The 25,946-nt window shown below is 69.8% G+C and carries 24 protein-coding genes; 12 read left to right on the top strand and 12 right to left on the bottom strand.

What is annotated here, in order from left to right; genetic code table 11:
• Positions 1–5: 5 nt before the first annotated feature.
• The 4 genes from xylB to AC3RX0_RS08115 are packed head-to-tail and all read left to right on the top strand — an operon-like array spanning position 6 to position 4,340.
• On the top strand, positions 6–1,496 hold the full coding sequence (gene xylB / locus AC3RX0_RS08100) for a xylulokinase (RefSeq protein ID WP_491505468.1): 1,491 nt from the start codon (positions 6–8) through the stop codon (positions 1,494–1,496).
• Positions 1,496–2,458: a phosphoglycerate dehydrogenase gene (locus AC3RX0_RS08105; protein WP_491505469.1), complete on the top strand. Its 963-nt coding sequence runs from the start codon at positions 1,496–1,498 to the stop codon at positions 2,456–2,458. The genes xylB and AC3RX0_RS08105 overlap by 1 nt, the downstream gene beginning before the upstream one ends.
• Positions 2,455–3,384, top strand: a complete 930-nt coding sequence (locus AC3RX0_RS08110; protein WP_491505470.1) for a shikimate dehydrogenase family protein — start codon at positions 2,455–2,457, stop codon at positions 3,382–3,384. The genes AC3RX0_RS08105 and AC3RX0_RS08110 overlap by 4 nt, the downstream gene beginning before the upstream one ends.
• On the top strand, positions 3,384–4,340 hold the full coding sequence (locus tag AC3RX0_RS08115) for a phosphotriesterase family protein (RefSeq protein WP_491505471.1): 957 nt from the start codon (positions 3,384–3,386) through the stop codon (positions 4,338–4,340). The genes AC3RX0_RS08110 and AC3RX0_RS08115 overlap by 1 nt, the downstream gene beginning before the upstream one ends.
• Positions 4,341–4,391: 51 nt before the next feature.
• On the opposite strand, the gene AC3RX0_RS08120 is transcribed toward AC3RX0_RS08115, so the two are convergent.
• The 3 genes from AC3RX0_RS08120 to AC3RX0_RS08130 all read right to left on the bottom strand — a co-directional run bounded on the left by AC3RX0_RS08120 (position 4,392) and on the right by AC3RX0_RS08130 (position 8,058).
• Positions 4,392–5,375 (bottom strand): ABC transporter substrate-binding protein, encoded by a 984-nt coding sequence (locus AC3RX0_RS08120; RefSeq protein ID WP_491505472.1) that lies wholly within the window; start codon positions 5,373–5,375, stop codon positions 4,392–4,394.
• Between the two features lie 152 nt (positions 5,376–5,527).
• Complete coding sequence (locus tag AC3RX0_RS08125; RefSeq protein WP_491505473.1) at positions 5,528–6,556, bottom strand: ABC transporter permease; 1,029 nt, start codon at positions 6,554–6,556, stop codon at positions 5,528–5,530.
• Positions 6,553–8,058 (bottom strand): sugar ABC transporter ATP-binding protein, encoded by a 1,506-nt coding sequence (locus AC3RX0_RS08130; RefSeq protein WP_491505474.1) that lies wholly within the window; start codon positions 8,056–8,058, stop codon positions 6,553–6,555. Before AC3RX0_RS08130 ends, AC3RX0_RS08125 begins: the two co-directional genes overlap by 4 nt.
• A 196-nt stretch (positions 8,059–8,254) precedes the next feature.
• On the opposite strand from AC3RX0_RS08130, the gene AC3RX0_RS08135 reads away from it, so the two are divergent.
• Positions 8,255–9,130, top strand: coding sequence for a sugar phosphate isomerase/epimerase family protein (locus AC3RX0_RS08135; RefSeq protein ID WP_491505475.1), 876 nt, complete (start codon positions 8,255–8,257; stop codon positions 9,128–9,130).
• Positions 9,131–9,183: 53 nt separating this feature from the next.
• On the opposite strand, the gene AC3RX0_RS08140 is transcribed toward AC3RX0_RS08135, so the two are convergent.
• Together AC3RX0_RS08140 and AC3RX0_RS08145 are read right to left on the bottom strand one after the other, a co-directional pair.
• Positions 9,184–10,140, bottom strand: coding sequence for an aldo/keto reductase (locus AC3RX0_RS08140; protein WP_491505476.1), 957 nt, complete (start codon positions 10,138–10,140; stop codon positions 9,184–9,186).
• Positions 10,127–11,422 (bottom strand): L-fuconate dehydratase, encoded by a 1,296-nt coding sequence (locus AC3RX0_RS08145; protein ID WP_491505477.1) that lies wholly within the window; start codon positions 11,420–11,422, stop codon positions 10,127–10,129. Before AC3RX0_RS08145 ends, AC3RX0_RS08140 begins: the two co-directional genes overlap by 14 nt.
• Positions 11,423–11,554: 132 nt before the next feature.
• Here AC3RX0_RS08145 and AC3RX0_RS08150 point away from each other — a divergent pair, with 132 nt between their 5' ends.
• A complete protein-coding gene (locus AC3RX0_RS08150) occupies positions 11,555–12,415 on the top strand; it encodes a fumarylacetoacetate hydrolase family protein (protein WP_491505478.1) in 861 nt (286 codons plus the stop codon).
• Complete coding sequence (locus AC3RX0_RS08155; RefSeq protein WP_491505479.1) at positions 12,397–13,164, top strand: SDR family NAD(P)-dependent oxidoreductase; 768 nt, start codon at positions 12,397–12,399, stop codon at positions 13,162–13,164. Before AC3RX0_RS08150 ends, AC3RX0_RS08155 begins: the two co-directional genes overlap by 19 nt.
• Positions 13,165–13,210: 46 nt before the next feature.
• On the opposite strand, the gene AC3RX0_RS08160 is transcribed toward AC3RX0_RS08155, so the two are convergent.
• Positions 13,211–13,867 carry a transaldolase family protein gene (locus AC3RX0_RS08160; RefSeq protein ID WP_491505480.1) on the bottom strand — a complete coding sequence of 219 codons (657 nt, stop codon included), beginning with the start codon at positions 13,865–13,867 and terminating at the stop codon, positions 13,211–13,213.
• Positions 13,868–13,963: 96 nt separating this feature from the next.
• On the opposite strand from AC3RX0_RS08160, the gene AC3RX0_RS08165 reads away from it, so the two are divergent.
• The 4 genes from AC3RX0_RS08165 to AC3RX0_RS08180 all read left to right on the top strand — a co-directional run bounded on the left by AC3RX0_RS08165 (position 13,964) and on the right by AC3RX0_RS08180 (position 16,877).
• Complete coding sequence (locus AC3RX0_RS08165) at positions 13,964–14,905, top strand: ribokinase (protein ID WP_491505481.1); 942 nt, start codon at positions 13,964–13,966, stop codon at positions 14,903–14,905.
• A gap of 13 nt (positions 14,906–14,918) precedes the next feature.
• On the top strand, positions 14,919–15,317 hold the full coding sequence (rbsD, locus tag AC3RX0_RS08170) for a D-ribose pyranase (RefSeq protein ID WP_491505482.1): 399 nt from the start codon (positions 14,919–14,921) through the stop codon (positions 15,315–15,317).
• Position 15,318: 1 nt separating this feature from the next.
• A complete protein-coding gene (locus tag AC3RX0_RS08175; protein ID WP_491505483.1) occupies positions 15,319–16,134 on the top strand; it encodes a GntR family transcriptional regulator in 816 nt (271 codons plus the stop codon).
• A gap of 104 nt (positions 16,135–16,238) precedes the next feature.
• A complete protein-coding gene (locus AC3RX0_RS08180; RefSeq protein WP_491505484.1) occupies positions 16,239–16,877 on the top strand; it encodes a bifunctional 4-hydroxy-2-oxoglutarate aldolase/2-dehydro-3-deoxy-phosphogluconate aldolase in 639 nt (212 codons plus the stop codon).
• Between the two features lie 138 nt (positions 16,878–17,015).
• On the opposite strand, the gene AC3RX0_RS08185 is transcribed toward AC3RX0_RS08180, so the two are convergent.
• The 6 genes from AC3RX0_RS08185 to rlmN all read right to left on the bottom strand — a co-directional run bounded on the left by AC3RX0_RS08185 (position 17,016) and on the right by rlmN (position 25,285).
• The gene (locus tag AC3RX0_RS08185; RefSeq protein WP_491505485.1) at positions 17,016–19,079 is read right to left on the bottom strand and encodes an ABC transporter ATP-binding protein; all 2,064 of its coding nucleotides are present in this window, start codon (positions 19,077–19,079) and stop codon (positions 17,016–17,018) included.
• The gene (locus tag AC3RX0_RS08190) at positions 19,076–20,803 is read right to left on the bottom strand and encodes an ABC transporter ATP-binding protein (protein ID WP_491505486.1); all 1,728 of its coding nucleotides are present in this window, start codon (positions 20,801–20,803) and stop codon (positions 19,076–19,078) included. The genes AC3RX0_RS08185 and AC3RX0_RS08190 overlap by 4 nt, the downstream gene beginning before the upstream one ends.
• Before the next feature lie 69 nt (positions 20,804–20,872).
• Entirely contained in the window at positions 20,873–21,337 is a 465-nt protein-coding gene (locus tag AC3RX0_RS08195; RefSeq protein WP_491505487.1) for an NUDIX hydrolase, read from the bottom strand.
• Positions 21,338–21,343: 6 nt separating this feature from the next.
• Complete coding sequence (locus AC3RX0_RS08200) at positions 21,344–22,357, bottom strand: aldo/keto reductase family protein (protein ID WP_491505488.1); 1,014 nt, start codon at positions 22,355–22,357, stop codon at positions 21,344–21,346.
• A gap of 46 nt (positions 22,358–22,403) precedes the next feature.
• The gene (locus tag AC3RX0_RS08205) at positions 22,404–23,963 is read right to left on the bottom strand and encodes a DUF4407 domain-containing protein (RefSeq protein WP_491505489.1); all 1,560 of its coding nucleotides are present in this window, start codon (positions 23,961–23,963) and stop codon (positions 22,404–22,406) included.
• Positions 23,964–24,046: 83 nt separating this feature from the next.
• Complete coding sequence (rlmN, locus tag AC3RX0_RS08210) at positions 24,047–25,285, bottom strand: dual-specificity RNA methyltransferase RlmN (RefSeq protein ID WP_491505490.1); 1,239 nt, start codon at positions 25,283–25,285, stop codon at positions 24,047–24,049.
• A gap of 87 nt (positions 25,286–25,372) precedes the next feature.
• Between rlmN and AC3RX0_RS08215 the strand changes: the two genes are divergently transcribed.
• The gene (locus AC3RX0_RS08215; RefSeq protein WP_491505491.1) at positions 25,373–25,942 is read left to right on the top strand and encodes a phosphorylase family protein; all 570 of its coding nucleotides are present in this window, start codon (positions 25,373–25,375) and stop codon (positions 25,940–25,942) included.
• Positions 25,943–25,946: the final 4 nt, after the last annotated feature.

Here is a 25,946-nt window from a genome sequence, read left to right on the forward strand (position 1 = left end):
CGGCCATGATCATCGCGCACGACCTCGGCACGACCGGCAACAAGGCGTCGCTGCATCACGACGACGGCCGGATCGTGGCATCCGTCACCGTGCCGTACCCGGCGCGCTTCGCCGCCGGCGGCGTCGCCGAGCAGGACCCGCACGACTGGTGGGCCGCGGTCGTCACGGCGACCCGTGACCTGATGGCGCGCACAGCCACGACGCCCGGCGAGGTCGCGGGCCTGGTCGTCAGCGGCCAGATGATGGGTGCCGTGCTCCTCGACGCCGATGGCCAGCCGGCACGGCCCGCCATCATCTGGGCCGACACGCGCTCGGGCGCCCAGCAGCGCGAGCTCGAGCAGGCGCTCGGCGCCGAACACGCCTACCGCGTGCTCGGCCATCGGCTGAACCCCACGTACTCGGTCGAGAAGATCATGTGGGTGCGCGACAATGAGCCCGGCGTGTGGGAGCGCGTGCGGCGGATCTGCGTCGCCAAGGACTACATCGTGCTGCGCCTGACCGGTCGGCTCGCGACCGACCCCTCCGACGCCTCGGGAACGAACGCCTATGACCAGCGGACGGGAGACTGGTCGGACGAGGTGCTCGCCGCGGCACGACTGGACCGGTCGCTGTTCCCCGAGATCCTCGCGTCCACCGCGATCGCGGGCACCTTGACGGATGCCGCCGCCACCGCACTCGGATTGCACAAGGGCGTGCGGGTCGTGATGGGGGGCGGCGACGGACCGCTCGCCGCCGTCGGCTCCGGGATCGTGGCGCCCGAGGACGGCGCCTACGTGTCGCTCGGCACGAGCTCGTGGATCTCGTTCGCGAGCCTCGCGCCGCTGCACGACCCGGCGATGCGCACGTTCACGTTCGACAACGTCGTCCCCGACGCGTTCGTGCCGACCGCGACGATGCAGGCCGGCGGCGCGTCGTTGCAGTGGATCGCCGAGGCGCTCGCCTCGGATCCCGCGCATCCCGAGACGGCGCGGCTGACCGCCGAGGCCGCAAGCGCGCTCGACACCGAGGACCTGTACTTCCTGCCGTATCTGCTCGGCGAACGCTCGCCGATGTGGGATCCCGACGCGCGGGGCGCCTTCGTCGGCATCGGCCGGCACCACACCCGGGCCCATCTCGTGCGGGCGGTGCTCGAGGGCGTCGCATTCAACCTGCTCACCTGCATCCACGCGTTCCGCGAGTCAGGCGCAGTCATCGACCGCATCGACGCCGTCGGCGGCGGCGCGCAGAGCGACGCGCTATTGGACATCCTCGCCGACGTCTGGGGGGTGCCGGTGCGTCGCCGGACGATCGTCGAGGAGGCGAACAGTCTGGGCGCGGCGGTCACCGGCGCCGTCGGCCTCGGGCTCGCCGACTTCTCGGCCGCGCGCGCACTCAGCGAGGTGACGGCGGAGTTCGCCCCCGACGCCGCGCGCCACGCCGTCTACGCGCAGCGGCACGCCCGGTTCAGCGAGGCGTACACGGCACTCGCGCCGTGGTTCGCGGGGAGGCCGCGCTGATGGGCACGATCCTCGTCACGAGCCGCTCCTTCTCGGGCGGCGACCTCGATCTCGTCGACCGTGCCGAGCGGGCCGGGCATCGCATCCTCCGCGGTCCCGCGCACCACGACCTGCACGAGCTGAGCGCACTGCTGCCCGACGCCGACGCGTGGATCGCGGGGACCGGGCCGATCACCGACGAGCACCTCGGCGCCGCGCCGAACCTCAAGGTCATCGCACGCTACGGCGTCGGCGTCGAAGCGGTCGACCTCGATGCCGCGCAGCGCCGCGGCATCCCCGTCACCAACACCCCGGGGGCGAACGCCCACGCGGTCGCCGACCACGCGGTCGGGCTCATGCTCGCCGCACTCCGGTACATCCCCGACGGCGATCGCCGCGTGCGGGAGGGCGACTGGACCGTGCGCCGGGGGCGGGAACTGGGCGCCGCGACCGTCGGCATCGTGGGGTTCGGTCGCATCGGCCAGGGTGTCGCGAAGCGACTGAGCGGCTTCGGGGCGCGCATCCTCGCCGCCGACCCCTTCCTGCCGCGTGACGCGGTCATCGCGGCCGGCGCCGAGCCGGTCGGGCTGGACGACCTCTTCCGGTCGACCGACGTGATCACGCTGCACGCCCCGGGCGGGCAGCTGCTCGTCGACGAGGAGCGCCTGGCGGCCGTCCGCCCCGGCACCGTCCTGGTGAACACCGCACGCCCCGACCTGATCGACGAGTTCGCCGTCGCACGCGCCCTGCGCGACCACGTGCTCGCCGCCTACGCCGCCGACACGCTCGACGGCGACACCGCCGCAGGCAGCAGCCCCCTGCTGGCCCGCCAGCTCGCCGACCGGGTGACGGTCACGCCGCACCTGGGCGCGCAGACCACCCAGGCCGTCGACAACATGGGACGTCAGTCGCTCGACGACGTCATCGCCGTGCTCAGGGGCGACGCGCCCGCCCACCCCGTCATCCGCGAGGAGAGATCATGACCGCGACCCCGTCCGCCGACTACATGGGCTTCGTGGGCGTGACCACCGGATCGTCGTCGATCATGAAGGTGTTCCCGCTGTGGGCCGACATCCTGAACCTGCCGACCCGCACCCTCGTCGGCCACGACCTGCCGATGGACGCCGATCCGGCCCGGTACCGGGCGATGGTGGAGCAGATCCGCGACGACCCGCACCACCGTGGCGCGCTGGTCACGACGCACAAGATGAACGTCTATGCCGCGGCATCCGACCTCTTCGACGAGCTCGACCCGTTCGCGGTGTCGTGCTCGGAGATCTCGAGCATCTCGCAGCGCGGCGCACGCATGATCGGGCGCGCGAAGGACCCGATCACGGTCGATCTCGCCCTGAACGACTTCCTGCCCGCCGATCACTTCGCGCGCACCGGCGCGCAGGTCGTGATCCTCGGCGCCGGCGGCTCGGGCACGGCGCTCAGCTGGGCTCTGGCCGAGCGCGACGACGTGCCGTCGAAGGTGGTCGTGACCGCGCGCAGCGAGGCGAAGCTCGAGCACCTGCGGCGGGTCCACCGCGAGCACGGCACGCCCGAAGGGCTCATCGACTACGTGCGCACGCCGACGCCGGCCGACGCCGACGCGCTCGTGGCCGCCGCTGCGCCCGGCTCGGTCGTCGCCAACGCGACGGGCCTGGGCAAGGACCGCCCGGGCTCGCCCCTCACCGACGCCGTCGTCTTTCCCGAGGGCGGGTACGCCTGGGAGTTCAACTACCGCGGTTCGCTCGAGTTCCTGCACCAGGCCCGCGCGCAGCAGGCGTCGCGGTCGCTGCACGTCGTCGACGGCTGGCGGTATTTCATCCACGGGTGGTCGCAGGTGGTCGCCGACGTCTTCGAACTGGACCTGACGCCCGACGTCGTCGAGCGCCTCGCCGAAGCCGCGGAATCGGTGCGCTGATGCCCGTCGTCCGCACGGTCCTCGGCGACGTCGACCCGGCGACGCTGGGCCGAGTGGACTACCACGAACACCTCTTCCAGGTCACACCGCTGCTGCCCGGCGACGAGCTCGACGACGAGCACGCATCCGGCCGCGAGGCCGCGCTGCTGCAGCAGAGCGGCTTCGAGGCGATGGTGGATGCCACGCCCTTCGGCCTCGGGCGCGACCCGGCCGCGACCGCCCGGATCAGCCGGACGAGCCGTCTGCACGTCGTGGCCACCACGGGCCGCCATCGGGAGGCGCACTACGACGCGTCGCACCCGACGCGGTCGCACGACGCCGATGCGCTCGCGGCGATGTTCACCCGCGACATCGGTGAAGGGATGCCGCGACACGACGACGATCCGACCGGACCCCGCGCGGCTGCACCCGATGGCGCACCTGTACGTGCCGGCATGCTCAAGGGCGGCGTCGACTACTGGCGCATCGGCGCTTTCGAGCGGACGACCCTGCGCGCACTGGCTGTCGCCCACCGCAGCACGGGCGCCCCGATCATGGTGCACCTCGAGTTCTGCACGGCCGCGCACGAGGTTCTGGACCTGCTCGCAGCAGAGGGCGTGGCATCCGACCGCGTCGTCCTGGCGCACGCGGACCGCGATCCCGACCCGGGGCTGCACGCCTCGCTCGCGCAGCGCGGAGCGTACCTCGGGTACGACGGGTTCGCCCGTCCGCGCACGCGATCGGATGCCGAGCTGCTCGCCCTGACCGCGGCCGTGCTGGATCAGGGCGCCGGCCAGAGGATCGTTCTCGGCGGGGACGTCGCCCGGCGCACGAGGTACATCGCCTACGGGGGGATGCCCGGCCTCGCCTATCTCGGCCAGCGGTACATCCCGCGCCTTCGCCGGCTCGTCGGCGACGACGCCGTCGACCGGATGCTGGTCGACAACCCCGCGCGGCTGCTCACGCTCTCGGCCTGACGGCAGAAGGGGCTCTGCGCCACCGGCGCAGAGCCCCCTTCTGTCAGCGGGTCACTGGTAGAGGACCGCGGCGATCTTCGGGTCGTCGATGTTGGTCTTGTCGTACCAGTACGAGCCGGTGTCGTAGAACTTGTCGATCTTCTCGCCCTTGGCGGCGGCCACGGCCGACTGCACCGTGCGCTTGCCGATGCCGATCGGGTCCTGCGTGATGGCGCCGGCCATCGTGCCGTCCTTGATCGCGTTGATCTGCGCCTCACCGGAGTCGAAGCCGACGATCGTGATCTTGCCCTTGGGCAGGTTCAGCTCCTTGACCGCGTCGACGACGCCGATGGCCGAGCCCTCGTTGGTGCCGTAGATCCCCTTGAGGTTCGGGTGGGCGGCGATCATGGCCTTGGCGATGTCGGCCGACTTCAGGTGGTCGCCGTCGCCGTACTGGATGTCGACGATCTTGATGTCGGGGAAGTCCGCCTTGATCTTGTCGACGAAGCCGTCACGGCGCTCGACACCCGTCGAGTTGATCTGCGAGTGGCCGACGATCGCGACCTCGCCCTTGCCGCCGATGAGGTCGGCCATGTGCTCGGCGGCGAGCCCGCCGGCGACCTTGCTGTCGGTCGCGGCCAGGCTCAGCCCCACGTCGCCGTTGCAGGGCGCGTCGAAGTACACCACGGGGATGTTCTTCGCCTTGGCCTGACCCAGCGGTGCCACACAGGCCTCGGGGTCGAGGGCCGCGTAGCCGATCGCGGCCGGGCTCTTGTCGATGGCGGTGGTGAGCATCTCGAGCTGCTGGGCGACCTGCGTCTCGTCGGCCGGGCCGTCGAACGACACCGTCACGCCGAGCTCTTTGGCCTCCTGCTCAGCACCCTTCTTGACGGCCTGCCAGAACTGGTGCTGGAAGCCCTTCGAGACGAGGGCGATGTACATCCCGTCGCCGCCGCCGTTGCCTGCGTCGTTGCCGGTGCCGCTCGCGCACCCGGCCATGGCCAGCGCCGCCGCGGCGACAACGGCCGCGAATGCGGTCTTCTTGCCGAATCTCATGGAAACTCCGTTGTTCTGTGTGTGCAGGTCAACAGCCTGCGATGTGGACATTCCGGTGTGGTGTGCCGATGCGGATCGCTCCGCGGGTTCGGCGCGCTCAGCGCGCGTCGATCGGGCGGCGGCAGGCACGGGTTCGGCCGCCGCCCGAGAACTCAGGACCGCTGGCGGTTGCGCAGCGAGTCGAAGAACACGGCGACCAGCACGACGATGCCGACGACGATGTTCTGCCATTCGGTCTGGATCGACATGATCCGCAGGCCGTTGACGAGCACGCTCATGATGAGCGCGCCGATCACGGTGCCGAGGATCGTGCCCCGGCCGCCGAGCAGCGACGTGCCGCCGATGATCACCGCGGCGATCGCCTGCAGCTCGTATCCCATGCCGATCTGGGGCTGGGCCGAGCCCAGCCGGGACGCGATGACGACACCGGCGACGCCGGTGAAGGCTCCGGCGAACATGTAGACGAAGATCGTCCAGCGCTTCGTGTTGACACCCGACAGGCGCGTCGCCTCCTCGTTCGAGCCGATCGCGAACGTGTAGCGGCCGAGCAGGGTCTTCGACAGCACGAGGGCTGCGATGACGGCCAGCACGCCGGTGATCAGCACGGCGTTGGGCAGACCCGGGATCAGCGTCCCGAGGGCGATCTGCTGGAAGCCGGTGTCGGCGGAGAAGTAGATCGGGGCCACGCCTGAGATCACGAGGGCGAGGCCGCCCGCGATCATCATCATCGCGAGCGTCGCGATGAACGGCGGCAGCCGGAGGATCGTGATGTTCAGGCCGTTGATCAGCCCCATCGCCACACCGGTGGCGATGCCCCCGATCACGCCCATCCACGTCGGCATCCCGAGTTTCGTCACGAACACCGCCGTCATGACCGCGCACAGCGCCATCCCGGTGCCGATCGACAGATCGATGCCCGCGGTGATGATCACGAAGGTCGTGCCGAGGGCCAGGATGCCGATGACCGCCGTCGCCAGCAGCACGGTCGAGATGTTGCTCCAGGTGAAGAAGCTGCGGCTGGCGATCGAGAAGAACACGACCAGCACCAGCAGCGTGCCGAACGCGAGCGACTGCTGGAACTGTCGCCTCAGGAACGCGCCGATGTCGCGCTTGTCGGTGTTCTCGGCGATCGCCTGCTGGACGACCGTCGTGGTCGATCCGGACTGCTTCGTCGTGCTCATTCGTCTTCCTCCCCGTGGGCTGCGAGGTGCATGATCTTCTCCTGGCTGGCTTCCTCGTTGCGGAGCACCCCGGCGATCCGTCCGTTCGCGAACACGGCGATGCGGTTCGCGACACGCAGGATCTCGGGCAGCTCCGACGAGATGACGATGATGGACTTGCCCGCGTCCGCGAGCTGCTGCATCAGGCGGTAGATCTCTTCTTTCGCGCCGATGTCGATGCCGCGGGTCGGCTCGTCGAAGATGAGGACGTCGCAGTCGCGCATCAGCCAGCGCGCGATCACGACCTTCTGCTGGTTGCCGCCGGACAGGAGCTTGACGACCTGGTTGACCGAGGGGGTCTTCACGCGCAGCTGCTGCACGTAATCCTTGGTGCGGTTCTTCGCCTTGCCGTCGCCCATCCAGCCCAACGCGTTGGCGTACGAACCGAGCGAGGCGAGAACGGTGTTGAAGGTCACGTCCTGCTCGAGCATCAGCCCGAGCAGCTTGCGGTCTTCGGAGAGGTAGCCGATGCCGCGCTTGACCGCGTCCTCGGGCTGGCGGATGCGCACTTCGCGCCCCGCGACCGAGATCCTGCCGCCGTCGCGCGGGTCGGCGCCGATCACCGCACGGGCCGTCTCGGTCCGCCCCGCGCCCATCAGGCCGGCGAATCCGAGGATCTCACCCTTGTACAGCTGGAACGACACGTCCTTCAGAAGGGTCTTGGTCGACAGGCCGTCCACCTCGAGCACGACCGGCACATCGACGTATTCGCGCGCCGTGGGGCGGGCGCCCTCTTCGATCTGGCGGCCGACCATCATCTCGATGATCTGCGAGACGTTGATCTCGCTCTTCTCGAGCGATCCGATGTATGTGCCGTCGCGCAGCACGGTCACCCGGTCGGCCAGTCGGCGCAGCTCGTCCATCCGGTGCGAGATGTAGACGATCCCGGTGCCCCGCGCGCGCAGCTGCTCGATGAGCGTGAACAGCGTCTCGACCTCGCTGTCGGTGAGCGCCGAGGTGGGCTCGTCCATGATCAGGACCTTGGCGTCGAACGACAGAGCCTTGGCGATCTCGACCATCTGCTGCTTGGCGACGGTGAGCTCTCCGACCTTCTGGCGCGGGTCGAGTCCGATCTCGAGCCGCTCGAGCAGCTCGGCGGTCTGCTTGTTCAGCCGGCGCTCGGACAGAAGACCGCCGGACAGAGGCTCGCGTCCGATGAAGATGTTCTGCGCGACCGTGAGGTCGGGCATGAGATTCATCTCCTGGTGGATGATCGTGATCCCCAGCTGCTGCGCCTGCAGCGGCCCGGTCAGCTCGACCTCTTCGCCAGCGAAGACGATGCGGCCCTCGTCCTTCGTGTAGATGCCCGAAAGGATCTTCATGAGCGTCGACTTGCCGGCGCCGTTCTCGCCGACGAGCACCAGCACCTCGCCGGAGCGCACCTCGAGATGCACGTCCTTGAGTGCCTGCACGCCGGGAAAGCCCTTGCTGATGCCCTCCACTGTGAGGATCGGGTCGCTCACTCTCTCACCTGCTTCCTTGGAGGTCGGGATGATTCCACTTTTTGGAATCCATTTCAAACATCGGACCAATTGTGCCGTCACATCGACCGCGACGCAAGTTGTATCTAAATGTATCTAATGACCCGAAGGATCGCGATGCCTGTAATAACATCTTGATCACGAATGCGCGCGAACCTCGCGCGCGGGAAGGCGGATCATGCTCGTCGGCGCACACGCCCTGGTGTTCAGCGGGACCTTCGACGAGGCGGGCCTGCTCCGCTCGATCGCCGGCGTCAAGAACGCGGGGTTCGACCTCATCGAGATCCCCCTGATGGACGTGGACGGTTTCGACTCCGCCATGGCGGCCCGGATGCTGCGCGACCACGACCTCGCCGTGACGTCGTCGCTGGGCCTGACCGCCGACACCGATCTGACCAGCGAGGATCCGGCCGTGGTGGCAGCCGGAGAGGCGATGCTGGAGCGCTGCCTCGACCATGTCGCGACCATGGGAGGCGAGGTCCTGTGCGGCGTCATCCACTCGGCGATGCGCAAGTACGCGGCGCCCACGACGACGCGTGGCATCGCCAACAGTCAGGCTGCCATCGCACGGCTCGCCGAGAAGGCGGCGGCCCGCGGCATCCGGCTCTCGCTCGAAGTCGTCAACCGCTATGAGTCCAATGTCTTCAACACGGGCCGCGGTGCGCTGGACTTCGTCTCGGGCATCGGTCGCGACGACGTCTCGGTGCACCTGGACACGTACCACATGAACATCGAGGAGTCGGACATGTTCCAGCCCGTCCACGACGTGGCCGGGGCGGGCCGACTCGGCTACGTGCACATCGGCGAGAGCCATCGCGGCTATCTCGGCACCGGCAGTGTCGACTTCGGCTCGTTCTTCCGCGCGCTGCACGACGTGGCCTACGACGGCCCCGTCGTCTTCGAGTCGTTCTCTTCGGCGGTGGTCAGCGCGGAACTGAGCAACACCCTCGGAATCTGGCGCAACCTCTGGCAGGACTCCGACGACCTCGCCGCGCACGCCAACCGCTTCATCCGGGACGGGCTGCACGCCGTGAAGACGATCGACCTCCACTGAGGATCGAACGGGCTGCGCCGTGCACATCCTCGTCTTCACCATGGCGCGGTGGGTCAGGAGGGGGTGAGTCCCGCGTCGGCGAGCTCGCGCCAGAGCTCGTCGGGGATGGGCAGGGCGGCATACTCCGAGTTCTGCCGCAGCTGGTCCGGTCGGCTGCCGCCGACGACCACGGAGTGCACCGCGTGTGCCTGCAGCGGGTACTGGATCGCCGCGGCCGGCAGCGGGACGTCGTGGGCGCGGCAGACCTCGGCGATGCGCACGAGACGCTCCCACAACTCGTCGGGAAGGTGACCGTATTCGTACCGGCCGTCTCGGCGCGGCTCGCTCTGGGCGAGCAGGCCGGAGTTGAACACGGATGCCGCGACCACGCCGGTGCCGCGCTCGTCGCACGCCGGCAGCACGTCCACGGCCGCGGGCTGCTCGAGCAGCGTGTAGCGCCCGGCCACCATGACGAGGTCCAGGTCGGCCTGCCGTACCGAGACGGCGAGCGCATCCGACACCATCGACCCGATGCCCACCGCACGCACCTCCCCGGCGGCGCGCAGCGCCTCGAGCGCGGGAAAGGCCTCGGCGAGCGCAAGCTGAAGGTCGTGGCGCTCCGGATCGTGCAGGTAGAGGATGTCGATCCGCTCGATGCCGAGCCGCTCGCGCGATTCGTCCAGACTCGCCCGAATGCCGGCATCCGAGAAGTCCCACACGCGCTGCAGCTCGTCGGGGACGTGGAAGTCATTGGCCGTGTCCAGGCCGCCCGCAAAGTCCGGATTCGGGCGCAGCAGCCGCCCGACCTTGGTCGAGAGCACGTAGTCGTCGCGCGGCTTGGTCCGCAGGAATGCGCCCAGCCGTCGCTCCGACAGGCCCAGTCCGTAGTGCGGCGCCGTGTCGTAGTACCTCACGCCCGAGTCCCACGCGGCCTCCAGCACCGCCCACGCCGCGTCGTCGTCGAGCGGACGGAACAGATTGCCGACGTTGGCCGCGCCGTATCCGAGGGCCGGCAGCTCAGGCGACGGCATGCGCGCCCGTCCAGGTGTAGTCCGCGATGCTCTCGGCCTTCATCTCCATGCCCGTCCCGGGTGCGATCGGCGGCATGTACGATCCGCTGCGGATGACGGTGGGGACGACGAAGTGCTCGTGCAGGTGGTCGACGTACTCGATCATTCGCCCCTCGACGGATCCGCTGACCGCGACGAAGTCGAACATCGACAGGTGCTGCACCGCTTCGCACAGCCCGACACCGCCGGCGTGCGGGCAGACGGGCACGCCGAACTTGGCTGCCAGCAGGAGATTGGCGATGTTCTCGTTCACGCCCGCAACGCGCGAGGCGTCGATCTGCATCACCTGGATCGCACCGGCCTGCAGCAGCTGCTTGAAGATCACCCGGTTCTGGGCGTGCTCGCCCGTGGCGACCCGGACGGGGGCGACGCCGCGGGCGATCTCGGCGTGGCCGAGCACATCGTCGGGGCTCGTCGGCTCTTCGATCCAGGCCGGCCGGAACTCGGCGAGCGCGTTGACCCAGTCGATCGCCTGGTCGACCTCCCAGCGCTGGTTCGCGTCGATCGCGATGGGGAAGTCGGGTCCGCACACCTCCCGCGCCTTGCGGAAACGTCGGATGTCGTCCTGCAGATCGGCGCCGACCTTGAGCTTGATCTGCGTGAAGCCGTCGGCCATCGCCTCGCGGGCCAGGCGCTCCAGCTTCGCGTCCGAGTAGCCGAGCCAGCCGGGGCTCGTCGTGTACGCCGGGTACCCGGCATCCAGCAGCAGGCGCTCGCGGTCCGCGCGGGAGTCGGCGGCGGCGCGCAGGATCTGAAGCGCGTCGTCGGGCGTGAGCGCATTGGTCAGGTAGCGGAAGTCGACGAGATCGACGATCTGCTCTGGCGTCATCCGCGACAGCAGCCGCCACAGCGGCAGGCCCGCGCGCTTGGCCTTGATGTCCCAGAGGGCGTTGATCACGGCACCGATCGCCATGTGCATCACCCCCTTCTCGGGGCCGAGCCAGCGCAGCTGCGAATCGCCGATGAGCTCGCGGAACGTGGCGCCCATGTCGTCCAGCAGCGGCTCGAGCTCACGGTTGACCAGGTGCCCGGCCAGAGCCTCGATGCCCGCGACCTGCACGTCGTTGCCACGCCCGATGGTGAACACGAACGCGTGCCCGTCGATGCCGTCCGCGGCATCCGTGCGCACGATGACATACGCGGCCGAGTAATCGGGGTCCGGGTTCATGGCATCCGAGCCGTCGAGGCTCAGCGACGTGGGAAATCGGATGTCGCTGGTCTCCAGCGCAACGATACGGCTCACGGCGTTCCTTCCTCATCGCCCCCAAGCCGGCGACACACTTGGAGTGTAAACATCGGATGTCTATACTGTCAAAAGGTGCGGGCCCCCTTGTGAGAGGCCTCGCCATCCCGTCGAGGAGGAAGCAGGAGAAGCATGAAGTTCGCGCGTCTCGGAGAGCAGGGAAGCGAGATCCCCGTCGTCGTCGACGGGGGTCGCATCTACGACCTGCGCACGCTCACACCGGATGTCGACGGCGCTTTCGTCGCGGACGACCCGGTCGGGCGCACTCGCTCCGCGATCGAGGCCGGCGCACTCCCCGAGCTCGAAGACGCGGCCTCCCTGCGGATCGGCTCGCCGATCGCTCGCCCGAGCGCGGTCGTGTGCATCGGCCAGAACTACGCCGCGCACGCGCGCGAGTCCGGAGCAGAGCCGCCCACCGTGCCCATCATGTTCCTGAAGACGCCCAACACCGTGGTCGGTCCCGACGACGCCGTCACGATCCCCCGCGGCAGCCACAAGACCGATTGGGAGGTCGAGCTCGGCGTCGTGATCGGCGCGCGCGCCTCGTACCTCGACTCCCCCGAACAGGCTGCCGCCCATATCGCGGGCTACGTCGTCGCCAACGACGTCTCGGAGCGGGCCTTCCAGATGGAGGTCTCGGGCGGACAGTGGTCGAAGGGCAAGATCGCGTTCGGCTTCAACCCGACCGGACCGTGGCTGGTCACGGCCGACGAGGTCGACCCACGGAACCTGCGCCTGCGCAGCTGGGTCAACGGAGAGCCCCGGCAGGACTCCACGACCGACGACATGATCTTCGATGTCCCCACGATCGTGCATCACCTGTCGCAGTACATGACGTTGGAGCCCGGGGACCTAATCCTCACCGGCACGCCGCAGGGCGTGGCGTTCGGCGGAAGGTTCCCCTATCTGAAGGCGGGTGACATCGTCGAGATCGAGATCGACGGGCTCGGGCGCCAGCGCCAGGAGTTCGTGGCATGGGAGGCGGGGCGGTGAGCGGACAGATCGAAGGACTCGTGGCGATCGTGACCGGCGGAGCGTCGGGCATCGGGGCGTCCATCGCCGCGGTGCTGCACGAGGCCGGCGCGCACGTGGCCGTGCTCGACCGTGATCCGTCGGGGGCGGATGATCGTCTCGCCGCGTTCACCGCGGACGTCTCCGACCGGGCGAGCGTGGACGCCGCGGTCGCCGCCGTGGCCGAGCGCTTCGGGCGCATCGACATCGTCGTCAACAATGCCGGCATCGGCGCGGCCGGCGACGTCACGGCGAATGACGACGACGAGTGGGCCCGCGTGCTCTCCATCAACGTGACCGGGATCGCCCGGGTGACCAGCGCCGCACTCCCCTGGCTGCGCCGATCCCCATCCGCCGCGGTGTGCAACACCGCCTCGATCGCATCCACCACCGGGCTGCCGCAGCGCGCCCTGTACTCCGCCTCCAAGGGAGCCGTGTCGGCGCTGACCCGTGCGATGGCGGCCGATCACCTGCGCGAGGGCATCCGCGTCAACGCGGTCAACCCCGGCACCGCCGACACGCCGTGGGTGGGACGGCTGCTGGACGCGGCCGCCGATCCCGCAGCCGAGCGCGCGGCGCTCGAGGCGCGTCAGCCGCACGGACGCCTGGTCACGCCCGACGAAGTCGCCGGCGCCGTGCTGTACCTGGTGAGCCCGGCGTCCGGCTCGACGACGGGCACGTTCATCGAGGTCGACGGCGGCATGGCGCAGCTGCGCCTGCGCGCGGAGTGACCGGCGCCGCATCGGCTGCGCGGCGCGCAGGTCGCCGAGAGCGGGTTCAGCCGCCCAGGCGCACCATCGCGGCATCGAACTCGGCGGCGGACGAGTCGCTGATCGGATGCCGCAGCAGCTCGTCGACCACATCGGGGCCGGCGGTGAAGTAGGCGATCCCGGTCTCGCGCAGCCCGACGATGTCGTCGGCGGATCGCAGGCTCGCAGCGAGCACGTTCGTGACGCTGCCCTCGCAGACCTGCTGCATGCGCGCGAGCAGCCGGTCGCCGTCCAGCCCGGCATCACGGGACCGCCCGAGGTAGCCCGCGATGTACTGCACGCCGATGCTCGCGCAGGCCAGGGCCTGGGCGACGGAGTACACCGCCGTCACGAGCACGTTCGCGCCCGCTCGCACGAGTTCAGCCGCGGCGGCGAAGCCGTCGGGGGTCGCCGGCACCTTGACGGCCACGCGATCGCCGAGGCCGAGGATGCCTTCGGCGTTGCGCACGTACGAGGCGGCGTCGCCTCCCCAGGTCTGGAAGAAGACCTCATGCGCCCCCTCCGACACCCACCGCGCATAGAGGTCCGGGATCTGGGCGGCGGTGCACCCGCCGCGTTCGAGGATCGTCGGGTTGGTCGTCACGCCGTGGACGACGCCGGCCGCCAGCAGTGCGCCGACGCGCTCGACGTCGGCACTGTCCACGTACAGGCGGGGCGCGATCATGCGGAGATCTCCTCTCGCAAACCTGTCGTTACAGGTTTGAATGCCGCTAATGTAATGACAGCAGACCGCCGGTGTCAAAGACGATCGAGGAGTTCCATGCCCACCACACAGAGCGACCGGTCCGGCGTCGTCATCGTCGGCAGCGTCACGGCTGATGTGACGACCTTCTCACAGCGGCTCCCGGCACGCGGCGAGACGATCCTCGGGGATCAGTTCACCCTCCTGCTCGGCGGCAAGGGTGCGAACCAGGCTGTGGCGGCGGGCCTGGCCGGCGCCCGGACAAGCTTCGTCGGCTGTGTCGGCGACGACCTCTTCCACGATCTCATCATCGAAGGGCTCGAGGCCGCGGGTGTCGATCTGGCCCATCTGCGCACGGTGCCCGGGCCGACCGGCATCGCGCACATCCGCGTCGATGCCTCCGCCCAGAACGACATCGTGGTGGTCCCCCTGGCGAACGCGGCACTGAGCACCGAGCAGATCGATGCGGCACTCGACGCTCTGGCGCCGACCAGCGGCGTCCTGCTCACCCAGCTCGAGACGCCGTCCGCCCTCACCCGTCACATCACCGCGCGCGGTCGCCAGCACGGCATGACCGTCATCCTCGATCCGGCTCCCGCCGCCCCCCTGGACGCGGACGTGTGGCGCAACATCGACATCGTGACGCCGAACGAGACCGAGGCCGCCATCCTCAGCGGCATCGAGGTCACCGACGCCGCATCCGCCGAGCAGGCCGGTCGGTGGTTCCTCGCCCAGGGGGTGGGCGCCGCGGTGATCACCCTCGCCGAGCGCGGATCGTGCGTCGTGACGCCCGAGGGCACCACCATCATCGAGCCGATCCCCGTCGAGCCCGTGGATACGACCGCCGCCGGGGACGCATACGCGGGATACCTCGGCGCCGCCCTCGCGGACGGGTGGAGCCTGGCCGATGCGACGCGACTCGCGAGCGCCGCCGGCGCCGTGACGGTCACCCGCCGAGGCGCCTCGCCGAGCCTTCCCCACCGCGACGAGATCGACGCCCTGCTGGCGTCCCGGGTCTGACAGGAGCATCCCGATGCGAAAGACATCCACGACGATCAACCCGGCGCTCTCCCGCGTGATCAGCGAGACCGGCCACACCGATCTCATCGTCGTCACCGATGCGGGCCTGCCTATTCCGCCCGGTTCGGAGCGGATCGATCTGGCCTACCGTCCCGGCGCCCCGGCCTTCTTCGACGTGCTCGACACCGTGCTGGCCGAACTGGTCGTGGAGGGCGCGACCGTCTCGGCCGAGGTCGCCGAGGCGAGTCCGGAGGTGCTCGCGCAACTGCGGCGCCGTCTGCCCGGCATCGACATCGAGCTCATCCCGCACACGGAGTTCAAGAAGCTCACCCATGGCGCCCGCGCCTTCGTGCGCTCGGGCGAGTTCACCCCGTATGCGAACGTCATCCTCCATGCTGGGGTGGCGTATTGAGATGACCGGATTCATCGACGCGATCGACCGCCGTTCCGCGGCGCCGATGTACGACCAGCTGCGCCAGCTGATCATCGACGCCATTGCGCGCGACGGCCTGCAGCCCGGCGACGCGCTGCCGGGCGAGCTGCGGATGTGCGAACAGTACGGCATCTCGCGCACGGTCGTGCGGCAGGCCCTCGCCCAGCTCGAACACGAGGGACTGGTCGAGCGGGTGAAGGGCAAGGGCACGTTCGTCGCACGCCCGCGCACGAGCGAGTCGCTCGTGCACACGCTCGTCGGTCTGTACGACGAGGTCGACCGCCGCGGCGGGCATGTGCACAGCGATGTGATGCGACACGAGCGCGACGAGGCCGACGAGATCGTCGCGGAGGCGCTGGAGCTGCCGATCGGCGCGCCCGTTGTCGCTTTGGAGCGGCTGCGGTACGTGGACGGCGACGCCTGGTCGCTGTCGACGACCTGGATGCCGGACTGGGTCGGCGCCATCACCTTCGGGGCGGACCTGAGCGAGGGATCGCTGTACCGGCTGCTCGCCGAACACGGCATCCGCGCCACCCACGGCATCCGATCGGCCGAGGCCACGGTCGCGACCCACGAGCAGGCGCGACAGCTCGGCGTGACCGCCGGGGCCGCGCTCCTGCGGCTGCGCAGCGTGAGCCGCGATGCGAGCGGCCGCCCGATCGAGTTCTTCATCGCATACCACCGAGGCGATCGATCGAGGTTCGAGTTCCAGCTGCACGAAGAGCATTCCCGGGCGTCCTTGCTCCTGATCGACGCAGCCGGTGCCCCCTCGCCGGCGGGCAGCGTGCGACTCTGAGCCCCGAACGGCGCCCGGCCGCGGTGTCCGGCGACGACATCCTGTAGTTACAGGTTGCCGGAATGCGCCACAATGGAGGGGCCGTCGCCCGAGAAGGAGTACTCATGTCCGATCGCCTCGCCCGTACCCGCGCCGCTGGAGTGCTCGCCGTCCTGCGAGCACCGTCCCCCGACCTCGCCCTCGACGCGTCGGAGGCGATCATCCGCGGCGGCGTGACCGGCATCGAGGTGACCTATTCGACCCCCGATGCGCCGGCAGTGATCCGCGAGCTGGTCTCCCGACACGGCGACGCCGTGTGCATCGGCGCGGGGACCGTCACAACCGTGAGCGAGGCGCTGGAGGCGTCGGATGCCGGTGCCGAGTTCTTGGTGAGCCCCGGGACGCTCCCCGACCTGACCCGCGCGATGATCGGCACGGGCCGCGTCGTGATGACCGGTGCGCTGACCCCCACCGAGGTCATGGCCGCACTGAGCCTGGGCGTCGACGTGGTGAAGGTGTTCCCGGCGTCGCTGGGCGGGCCTTCGTACCTCGGCGCACTGCGGGGCCCGTTCCCCGATGCCCCGCTCATGCCGACCGGCGGCGTCAGCCCCGACAACCTGGCCGCCTGGTTCGCCGCGGGCGCAGTCGCGGTCGGCGCGGGCAGCGACCTGGCGAACACGGCGTCCATCAAGGCCGGAGCCTGGGCCGACCTCGAGAAGCGCGCGGGACGGTTCGCGGCCGCGCTGGCGGCCGTGCGCGGCTGAGTCGCGGGCCGACCGACGACTCGAGGAGTGAGTCGGGCCGTGTCCAGCACCACCAGCACCGCCGGAAGGCGCGATGCGGTGTGAACCGGACGTTGAATGCCGTCTTCGAGGCAACCGCTGCCGAGAAGAAGGGGCTGGTCAGGCCGTGGCGTCCTCCTCGGCGGCGACCGGCACGGTCGCGGTGGCGGTCGTGACCGTCTCTTCGAGATCGAGGTCGGCGGCGGCCTGCTCGAACTGCGACTGGTACAGCCGCCAGTAGGCACCCTCGGCCGCGATCAGCTCGTCGTGCGTGCCCTTCTCGACGATGTCGCCGTGCTCCATCACGAGGATGAGGTCGGCGTCGCGGATCGTCGACAGACGGTGCGCGATCACGAACGACGTGCGGCCCTGCCGCAGCGCGGCCATCGCGTGCTGCAGCAGCAGCTCGGTACGGGTGTCGACCGAGCTGGTCGCCTCGTCGAGGATCAGCACCTGCGGCTGCGCCACGAATGCCCGGGCGATCGTGATCAGCTGCTTCTCGCCGGCCGACACGTTCGATGCGTCCTCGTCGAGCACGGTGTCGTACCCGTCGGGCAGCGAATGGACGAAGCGGTCCACGCGCGTGGCGGTCGCGGCATCCACGATCTCGTCGTCGGTGGCGGACTGCCGCCCGTACCGGATGTTCTCGCGGATCGTGCCGGCGAACAGCCACGGGTCCTGCAGCACCATCCCCGTGCGCGCACGCACGTCGTCGCGGGTGAGCTGCGCGGTGTCCTGCCCGTCGAGCAGGATACGGCCGTCGTCCAGCTCGTAGAACCGCATGAGCAGGTTCACGAGCGTCGTCTTGCCGGCACCCGTCGGACCCACGATCGCGACCGTCTGCCCCGGATCCACCCGGAACGACAGATCGCGGATCAGCGGCTGCTCCGGGTCGTACGAGAACCTGACGTTCTGGAACTCGATGACCCCGCGCCCGGGCGTGAGCTCCGGCGCGTCGTGGGCGTCGGGCTGCTGCTCGTCGGCGTCGAGCAGGTCGAACACCCGCTCGGCCGACGCGGTGCCCGACTGCACGACCGCGGCCATGCCGCCGAGCTCGGACAGGGGCTGCGTGAACTGCTGCGAGTACTGGATGAACGCCTGCACATCGCCGAGCCGCAGGTTGCCCGAGGCGACCATGAGCCCGCCGAGCACCGCGATGCCGACGTAGGTCAGGCTGCCGATGAACATCATGCCGGGCATGATGATGCCCGACAGGAACTGCGCTTTGAAGGATGCCTCGAACAGGTCGTCGTTGTCTTTGGCGAACTGTGCGCGCGAGTCCTGCTCACGGCCGAAGACCTGCACGAGCGCGTGACCCGAGAACGACTCCTCGACCCGGGCGTTCAGGCGCCCGACCTTGCGCCACTGGATGCTGAACGCCTTCTGCGACTTCGGGCCGATGATGCCGAAGATCACGGCCATCAGCGGCAGCGACACGAGGGCGACCAGCGCCAGCTGCCACGAGATCGAGAACATCATCACGAGCACACCGATCACGGTGAGCACCGAGGTGAGCGCCCCCGACAGCGACTGCTGCATCGTCTGGGTGATGTTGTCGATGTCGTTCGTGACCCGCGAGATCAGCTCGCCGCGCTGCACCTTGTCGAAGTACGACAGCGGCAGCCGGTTCAGCTTCGCCTCGACGTCTTCGCGCAGGCGCCACATCGTGCGGACCATGATCACGTTGATCACATAGCCCTGCACCCAGCTCAGCAGCGCCGAGATCACGTAGATCACCAGCACGCCGACGATGACCCAGCGCAGGCGGTCGAAGTCGACGCCCGCGCCCACGCGGAAGTCCTCCATCGCCGAGACCATGTTGGCGATGTCGCCCTTGCCGCCCTGACGCAGCCCCGCGACGACCTGCGCCTGGGTGGCGCCGGCCGGGAAGAACGGCGCCAGCGACAGCGAGAGGACGCCCCCGAAGATGATGTTCGTGGCCTGGCCGAGCACCTTCGGTGCGATCACCGCCAGCACGACGCCGATCGCGCCGGCCAGCGACACCAGCGAGAAGCCGACCCAATGGGGCTTCAGCAGCCCCACCATCCGGCCGAAGCTCTTGCCGAAGTTCGCGGCCTTGCCCGGCGCGACGCCGCCGCTCCAGTCGTCGGCGTTCAGGCGGGCCTGTTCGGCGAGCTCCTGTTCGAGGCGCTCTTCCTCGGTCAGCATGTCGGGCGCGCTCATGCCTGCACCCCCAGTTGCGAGTCGACGATCTCCCGATAGGTGTCGCACGTGACCAGCAGGTCGTCGTGCGTGCCGACGCCGACCACCCGCCCGTCGTCGAGCACCACGATGCGGTCGGCATCGGTGATGGTCGACACCCGCTGGGCGACGACGATCTTGGTCACTCCCGGCATCCTCTTCCACAGCGCCTGTCTCAGCCGCGCGTCGGTGGACAGGTCCAACGCCGAGAACGAGTCGTCGAAGACGAGGACCTCCGGCTGGTGCACGATCGCCCGCGCGATCGCGAGCCGCTGGCGCTGCCCGCCCGACACGTTCGTGCCGCCCTGCGCGATGCGCGAGGCCAGGCCGCCCTCTTTCTCGGCGACGAAGTCGCGGGCCTGGGCGATCTCGAGAGCCTCCCACAGCTCGGCGTCGGTGGCCTCTTCGCGCCCGAACCGCAGGTTCGAGGCGATCGTGCCGGTGAACAGGAACGGCCGCTGCGGCACCAGGCCGATGCCCTTCCACATCACGTCGAGATCGGCCTCGCGCACGTCGACCCCGGCCACGCGCACAGCGCCCTCGGTCACGTCGAACAGGCGCGGGATGAGCGAGACGAGCGTCGTCTTGCCCGCGCCCGTCGAGCCGACGATCGCAACCGTCTCACCGGGCTCGGCACGGAACGACACGTTCTGCAGCACCGGCGCCTCGGCCCCGGGGTATGCGAACGTGACGTCGTCGAACTCGATCGCGCCGGGGCGGGCGAACTCGCGCACCGGATTCGCGGGACGGGCCAGCGACGTGTCGGCGTCGAGCACCTCGCCGATGCGCTCGGCCGAGACGGCCGCCCGCGGGATCATCATCGTCATGAAGCTGGCCATCAGCACGCCCATGAGGATCTGGCCGACGTACTGCATGAACGCGAACAGCGTGCCGATCTGCACCGACCCGTCGTTGACGGCGATGCCGCCGAACCAGATCACGCCGACCACCGTCACGTTCAGCACGAGCATCGCCAGCGGGAACAGCAGCACGAACAGCGAACCGACGTTGCGTCCGACGATCATGATGTCGGTGTTCGCCCCGCGGAACCGCTCTTCTTCGATACGCTCGCGCACGAACGCGCGCACGACGCGCACGCCGGTCAGCTGCTCGCGCATGATGCGGTTGACCGCGTCGAGCTTGGACTGATAGCGGCGGAACAGCGGCACCATGCGGCTGATGACGATGATCGCCAGGATCAGCAGCGCGGGCACCGAGACGGCGATCAGCCAGCTCAGGCCGACGTTCTGCTGCAGCGCCATGATGATGCCGCCGATCGCCAGCAGCGGGGCCGTGACGAGCATCGTCGCGCCCATCATCGCGAGCATCTGCACCTGCTGCACGTCGTTCGTGTTGCGGGTGATCAGCGACCCCGGCCCGAAGGCCGAGATCTCGCGCTCCGAGAAGTCGCTGACGCGCTCGTACACGTCGCGGCGGATGTCGCGGCCGACGGCCATCGCCGCGCGCGCGGCGAAGAAGGTCGCGATGATGGACGCCACGATCTGGCCGAGCGAGATCACCAGCATGAAGGCGCCGTGCGACCAGATGTAGCCGGTGTCGCCCTTGGCGACGCCGAGGTCGATGATGTCGGCGTTCAGCCGGGGAAGGTACAGCTGCGCCATCGCCGACGCGAACTGAAACACGAGGACGCCCAGCAGCAGCCAGCGGTAGGTTTTGAGATAGCGGGACAGGATCTTCGCAAGCACAAGCGACTCCAAGAGGGGATCGCGCCGAGGCGCGGACCTTTTAGCTTGCCATGTACCGCCGACATCGTGCTACACGCGGTTCGCCAGCGCGTCGAGTGCGGGACGCTGGCCCTTCACGAGACGCGGGCGCGCGGCATCCACCGCCATCCATTCGGCGCGGTCGACCTCGGGGAACGCCGCCCTCCGGCCCGAGCGCGGCGGCCACTCCATCTCGAACGTGCCGTACGAGAAGACGGATGCCGCGAACCCGGCGCCGTCGGCGGTGAACACCGTGACCCGCTTGCCCGACGAGTACGCCCACGTCCCCAGCTCCGTGTAGGGGCCGGCGGGCGGGTCGACGCCGAGCTCTTCGCGGAACTCGCGGGCTGCGGCATCCACCGCGTGCTCGGTCATGGGATCGAACTCGCCCTTGGGGATCGACCAGGCCGCCTCGTCCTTGCGCGTCCAGAACGGGCCGCCCATGTGCGCGATCAGCACCTCGAGTCCGCCGTCCACGGCGCGGCGGTGCAGCAGCAGGCCCGCGCTCGTGATCATCGTGGGTCAGGCCGGACGCGAGGCCGGCGAGACCTCGTACGTCTTCGCCGGGTCGCGCTCGACGACGTCGCCCAGGGCCGCGTCGATCGCGGCCATCACGTCGTCGCCGAGCTTCACGCCGGAGGCCGCGACGTTCGACGCGATCTGCTCGGGGCGCGAGGCGCCGACCAGGGCCGCCGCCACGTTCGGGTTCTGCAGCACCCACGCGATGGCCAGCTGCGGCATCGTCAGGCCGAGGTCCGCAGCGATCGGCCTCAGGTTCTGCACGGCGGCGAGCACGTCGTCGCGCAGGAAGCGCTTGATGAACTGGGCGCCGCTCTTCTCGTCGGTCGCACGGGAGCCGGCCGGCACCGCCTGCCCGGGCAGGTACTTTCCGCTGAGCACGCCCTGCGCCATCGGCGACCAGACGATCTGCGACAGCCCGAGCTCAACGCTTGTGGGCACGACGTTGTCTTCGATCACGCGCCACAGCATCGAGTACTGCGGCTGGTTCGACACGAACGGCACGTGCAGCTCCTTGGCCAGTGCGGCGGCGTCGCGCAGCTGCTCGGCGGTCCACTCGCTCACCCCGATGTAGAGGGCCTTGCCCTGCCGGACGACGTCGGCGAAGGCCTGCATCGTCTCCTCCAGCGGCGTCTCGTAGTCGTAGCGGTGCGCCTGGTACAGGTCGACGTAGTCCACGCCGAGCCGGCGCAGCGACCCGTTGATGCCCTCGAGGATGTGCTTGCGGCTCAGACCCGTGTCGTTCGGCCCCTTCGGCCCGACCGGCCAGTAGACCTTCGTGAAGATCTCGAGGCTCTCGCGGCGCCGGCCGGCCAGCGCCTTGCCGAGCACGACCTCTGCGGCGGTGTTCGCATAGGTGTCGGCGGTGTCGAACGTGGAGATGCCGGCATCCAGCGCCGCGTGCACGGTGGCGATCGCGGCGGAATCGCCCACCTGCGACGCGTGCGTCACCCAGTTGCCGTACGTGATCTCCGAGACCTTGAGTCCGCTGTTGCCGAGGTAGCGATATTCGACCATGCCTTCACGCTACTCGCGCCGAGAGGCCTCCGATGACGGCGATGACCTAGATGCCGCCCCCGCCGGCGATCGCGGCCCGCTCGTGCCACGTGGTGCTGGTGACCCGGTCGAGGGCGACCTGGCGGCGCATCGCATCGGCCTGCTCGTACAGCGACGGGTCGCCGTAACTGGTCATCACCTTCACGAGCACCGGCAGCAGCTCGATCATGAAGAACAGCGCCGCGATGAGCCAGTGCGCCCAGGCGAGGGTCGGCTCCTTCTGTGAGAGCCGGTCGAGGCCGCTGATCTGGCTGAGCAGGCCGACCGCGTCGGCGTTGCCGCTCGCGACCGACGAGGCCCGGGCATCGTAGGCGGCCAGCGCCGTCTGGTACGTCTGGCGCGCGGCGGGCAGCTGGTCCTGCGCCTGCTTCTTGTTCTGCGCCTCGGATGCCGTGACCGCGGCGGTGCCGGACGCGTCGGCCGCCGCGAGCGAGGCGTTCGCGTCGCGCAGCTTCGCGGCCAGCGCGTCGTAGGAGCTCTGCGCGGCGGCGAGCTGGTCCTTCGCCGCTCCCGAGCTCGCGCCCTTGCCGGCGACGCCGGTGCAGCCGGGCACGCTGCCCTGGCCCTTGCCGGTCAGTTCGCACTGGTAGAGCGCGCGGGCCCGGTCGATCACCTTCTGCTGCGCGTCGAGCTTCTTGTTGAGGTCGTCGACGGTCTGCTGCGCGGCGACCGACGCCGCGGACTTGTCGGACGTGCCGGCGACGATGCCGGTGGCCGCCTGGTTCTCGAGTTCGCCGACGCGCTTGGTCGCGGCATCCAGCGCCTTCTTCTCCGGACCGTCGGTCACGCCCTTCTGGTCCGCCAGCGCGTGCGAGATGTTCGTCGAGGTGACCTCGCGGGCGATGTCGTTGTGGAACACCTGCAGCACGAGCGGCTCGGCGACCACGATGCCGATGATCGCCGCCATGACCACCCGCGGCAGCGCGAGTCCCAGCAGTTTGAACACGTTGCGCGTCGAGTGCATCGTCGAGGTGAGGAACCGGTCGAGGTTGAAGATGATGAGCGCCCACACCAGCGCCAGCGGCACCGCGATCCAGGCGGCGATCCGCACGCCGGTGACGAGGGCGAAGAACATCGACAGCGCCGAGACGAGCGCGGTGCCGGCGAGCACGAAGAACATCTGCACGAACCGCGGCGTCTCGATCGGCACCTCGGCGAGCACGTCGGCCTGGGCGCCGCCGAGCACCGCGAGCTTGCGGCTCCACGGCATACGCGGGCGTTCGCGGCGCGATCGCCGAGCCGGTCGGGGGTGGGATGCCGCGGCTGCGGCGTCTTCGACCGGGGGCAGCGGCGCGGTCAGCGCTTCGGGGGTGGCCGCGGCATCCTTCTGCGTCGTGGCGGTGGCCGAGGGGTCGGCCGGAACGATCACGGTCGGCTGGGTCGGCGGCGGCGAGAAGAACTCGTCGAGGTCGGCGAAGGGGTCGTCGACGGGCTCGGCCTCGCCGGCCTGCGCGGCGCGGACGTCACTCAGGTAGAGGGGTTCGGTCTCGTCCTGCTCGTCGGTCCCGTCGAGTTCGATGCGGCCGTCGGAGCCGAAACGGCCAGGCCGATGGGCGGAATACGACATCGTGCCAGGCTAGACGGACACGCCTGGGCGCCAGGTGGGCGCAGCCGGTGAGCGCGGTGAGCGGCGTACGGCCGGCGTGCGGCTCAGACCTCGACCGGGGTCGCCGCGGCCGCCTCCTGGTCGGCCTCGGTCGCCACGAGCTGGCCGCAGGCGCCGTCGATGTCCTTGCCGCGGGTGTCGCGGATCGTCGTCGGGATGCCGGCGGCCTCGAGCCGGCGCACGAACTCGTCCTGCACGGGCTTCTCGGACGCGGTCCACACCGAGCCGGGTGTCGGGTTCAGCGGGATCGGGTTGACGTGCACCCAGCCGCGGCCGCGGGCGTTGAGCTTCTGCGCGAGCAGGTCGGCGCGCCAGCCGTGGTCGTTCATGTCCTTGATCAAGGCGTACTCGATCGAGACACGGCGGCCGGTCTTCTCGAAGTACTCGCGGGCGGCGTCAAGGGCCTCGTCGACCTTCCACCGCGAGTTGATCGGGATCATCTCGTCGCGCAGGTCGTCATCGGGCGCGTGCAGCGACAGGGCGAACGTGACCGGGATGTCTTCGTTCGACAGCTTGCGGATCGCCGGCACCAGGCCCACCGTCGACACCGTGATGCCGCGGGCGCTCATGCCGATGCCGTGCTTCTTGTCGGTCATCACGCGCACCGCGTGCATGACGCGGGCGTAGTTGGCCAGCGGCTCGCCCATGCCCATGAACACGATGTTCGACACGCGCTCGCCCTCGTGTCCGACACGCTTGGGGTCGCCGAGACCGCCGTCGGCGATGAGCCGATTGGCGCGCACGACCTGCGCGACGATCTCGGCCGCCGACATGTTGCGGGTCAGGCCCGCCTGGCCGGTGGCGCAGAACGGGCAGTTCATGCCGCAGCCGGCCTGGCTCGACACGCACAGGGTGATGCGGCCGGGGTAGCGCATGAGCACGGACTCGACGAGGGCGCCGTCGTGCAGCTTCCACAGGAACTTGATCGTGTCGCCGCCGTCGGTCTGCAGGCGCCGCACCTCGGTCAGAAGCGGCGGCAGCAGGCCGTGGACGAGCTGCTCGCGCCCCTCGGCGGGCAGGTCGGTCATGGCGGCGGGGTCGTGCGTGAAGTGCGTGAAGAAGTGCTTCTCGAGCTGCGCGGCGCGGAAGGCCGGCAGCCCGAGTTCCTTCACCTTCTCGATGCGCTGCTCGTGCGTGAGGTCGGCGAGGTGCACCGGAGGCTTGCCGCGCTTGGGGCTGGCGAACTGCAGGAGCGGCCGGCCCTCGGCATCCTTCTTCTGCGTCCAGCCCTCGGTGCGGGGGCGCACCTGCGGCGCGCGCGTGCGCGAGGTCTCGGAAGTCATGTCTCCCAGCGTATTCCGTGCGCCTGCACAGAAGCCGAGGCATCCCTCGATCCCGCGAGGCATCCCGCCTGCTGGAACAATGGTCCGGTGAGACTTCTCGTCGCGGCACTCGATGCCGAACTCGTCGCGTTCCCCGACGACCTGCCCGGCTTCGACCGGCTCGTGACCGGACCCGGCAAGCTGCAGGCCGCCCACGCGCTGACCCGCGCGCTCGACGCGAAGGCGTACGACGAGATCCTCGTCGTCGGGACGGCCGGCGCGATCGACACGCTCCTGGACCCGGCCGTGTACGACGTCGATGCGGCGATCCAGCACGACGTCACCGACATCGACGGCGTGGTCGGCCAGCACGTGTCACTGCCGTCCCGCGTGGTCGTGCCCGGCGACGCGCGCCCCGGCGCGGTCACGATCGCGACCGGCGACCACTTCGTCGACGACGCCGAGGCGGTGCAGGCGATCCTGCCGCTGGGCGCCCGCCTGGTCGACATGGAGACGTACGCGTACATCTGGGTCGCCGAGCGGTTCGGCGTGCCGATCCGGGTGCTGAAGGCGGTCTCGGACCGCGCGCAGGACGGCGCGATCACCGATTGGCGGGCCACCGTGGCCGCCTGCAGCGCGCAGCTGCGCGAGGTCGTCCGCGCCGAGTACGGGGTCTGATCCC

Source organism: Microbacterium sp. W1-4-2, assembly GCF_058349885.2.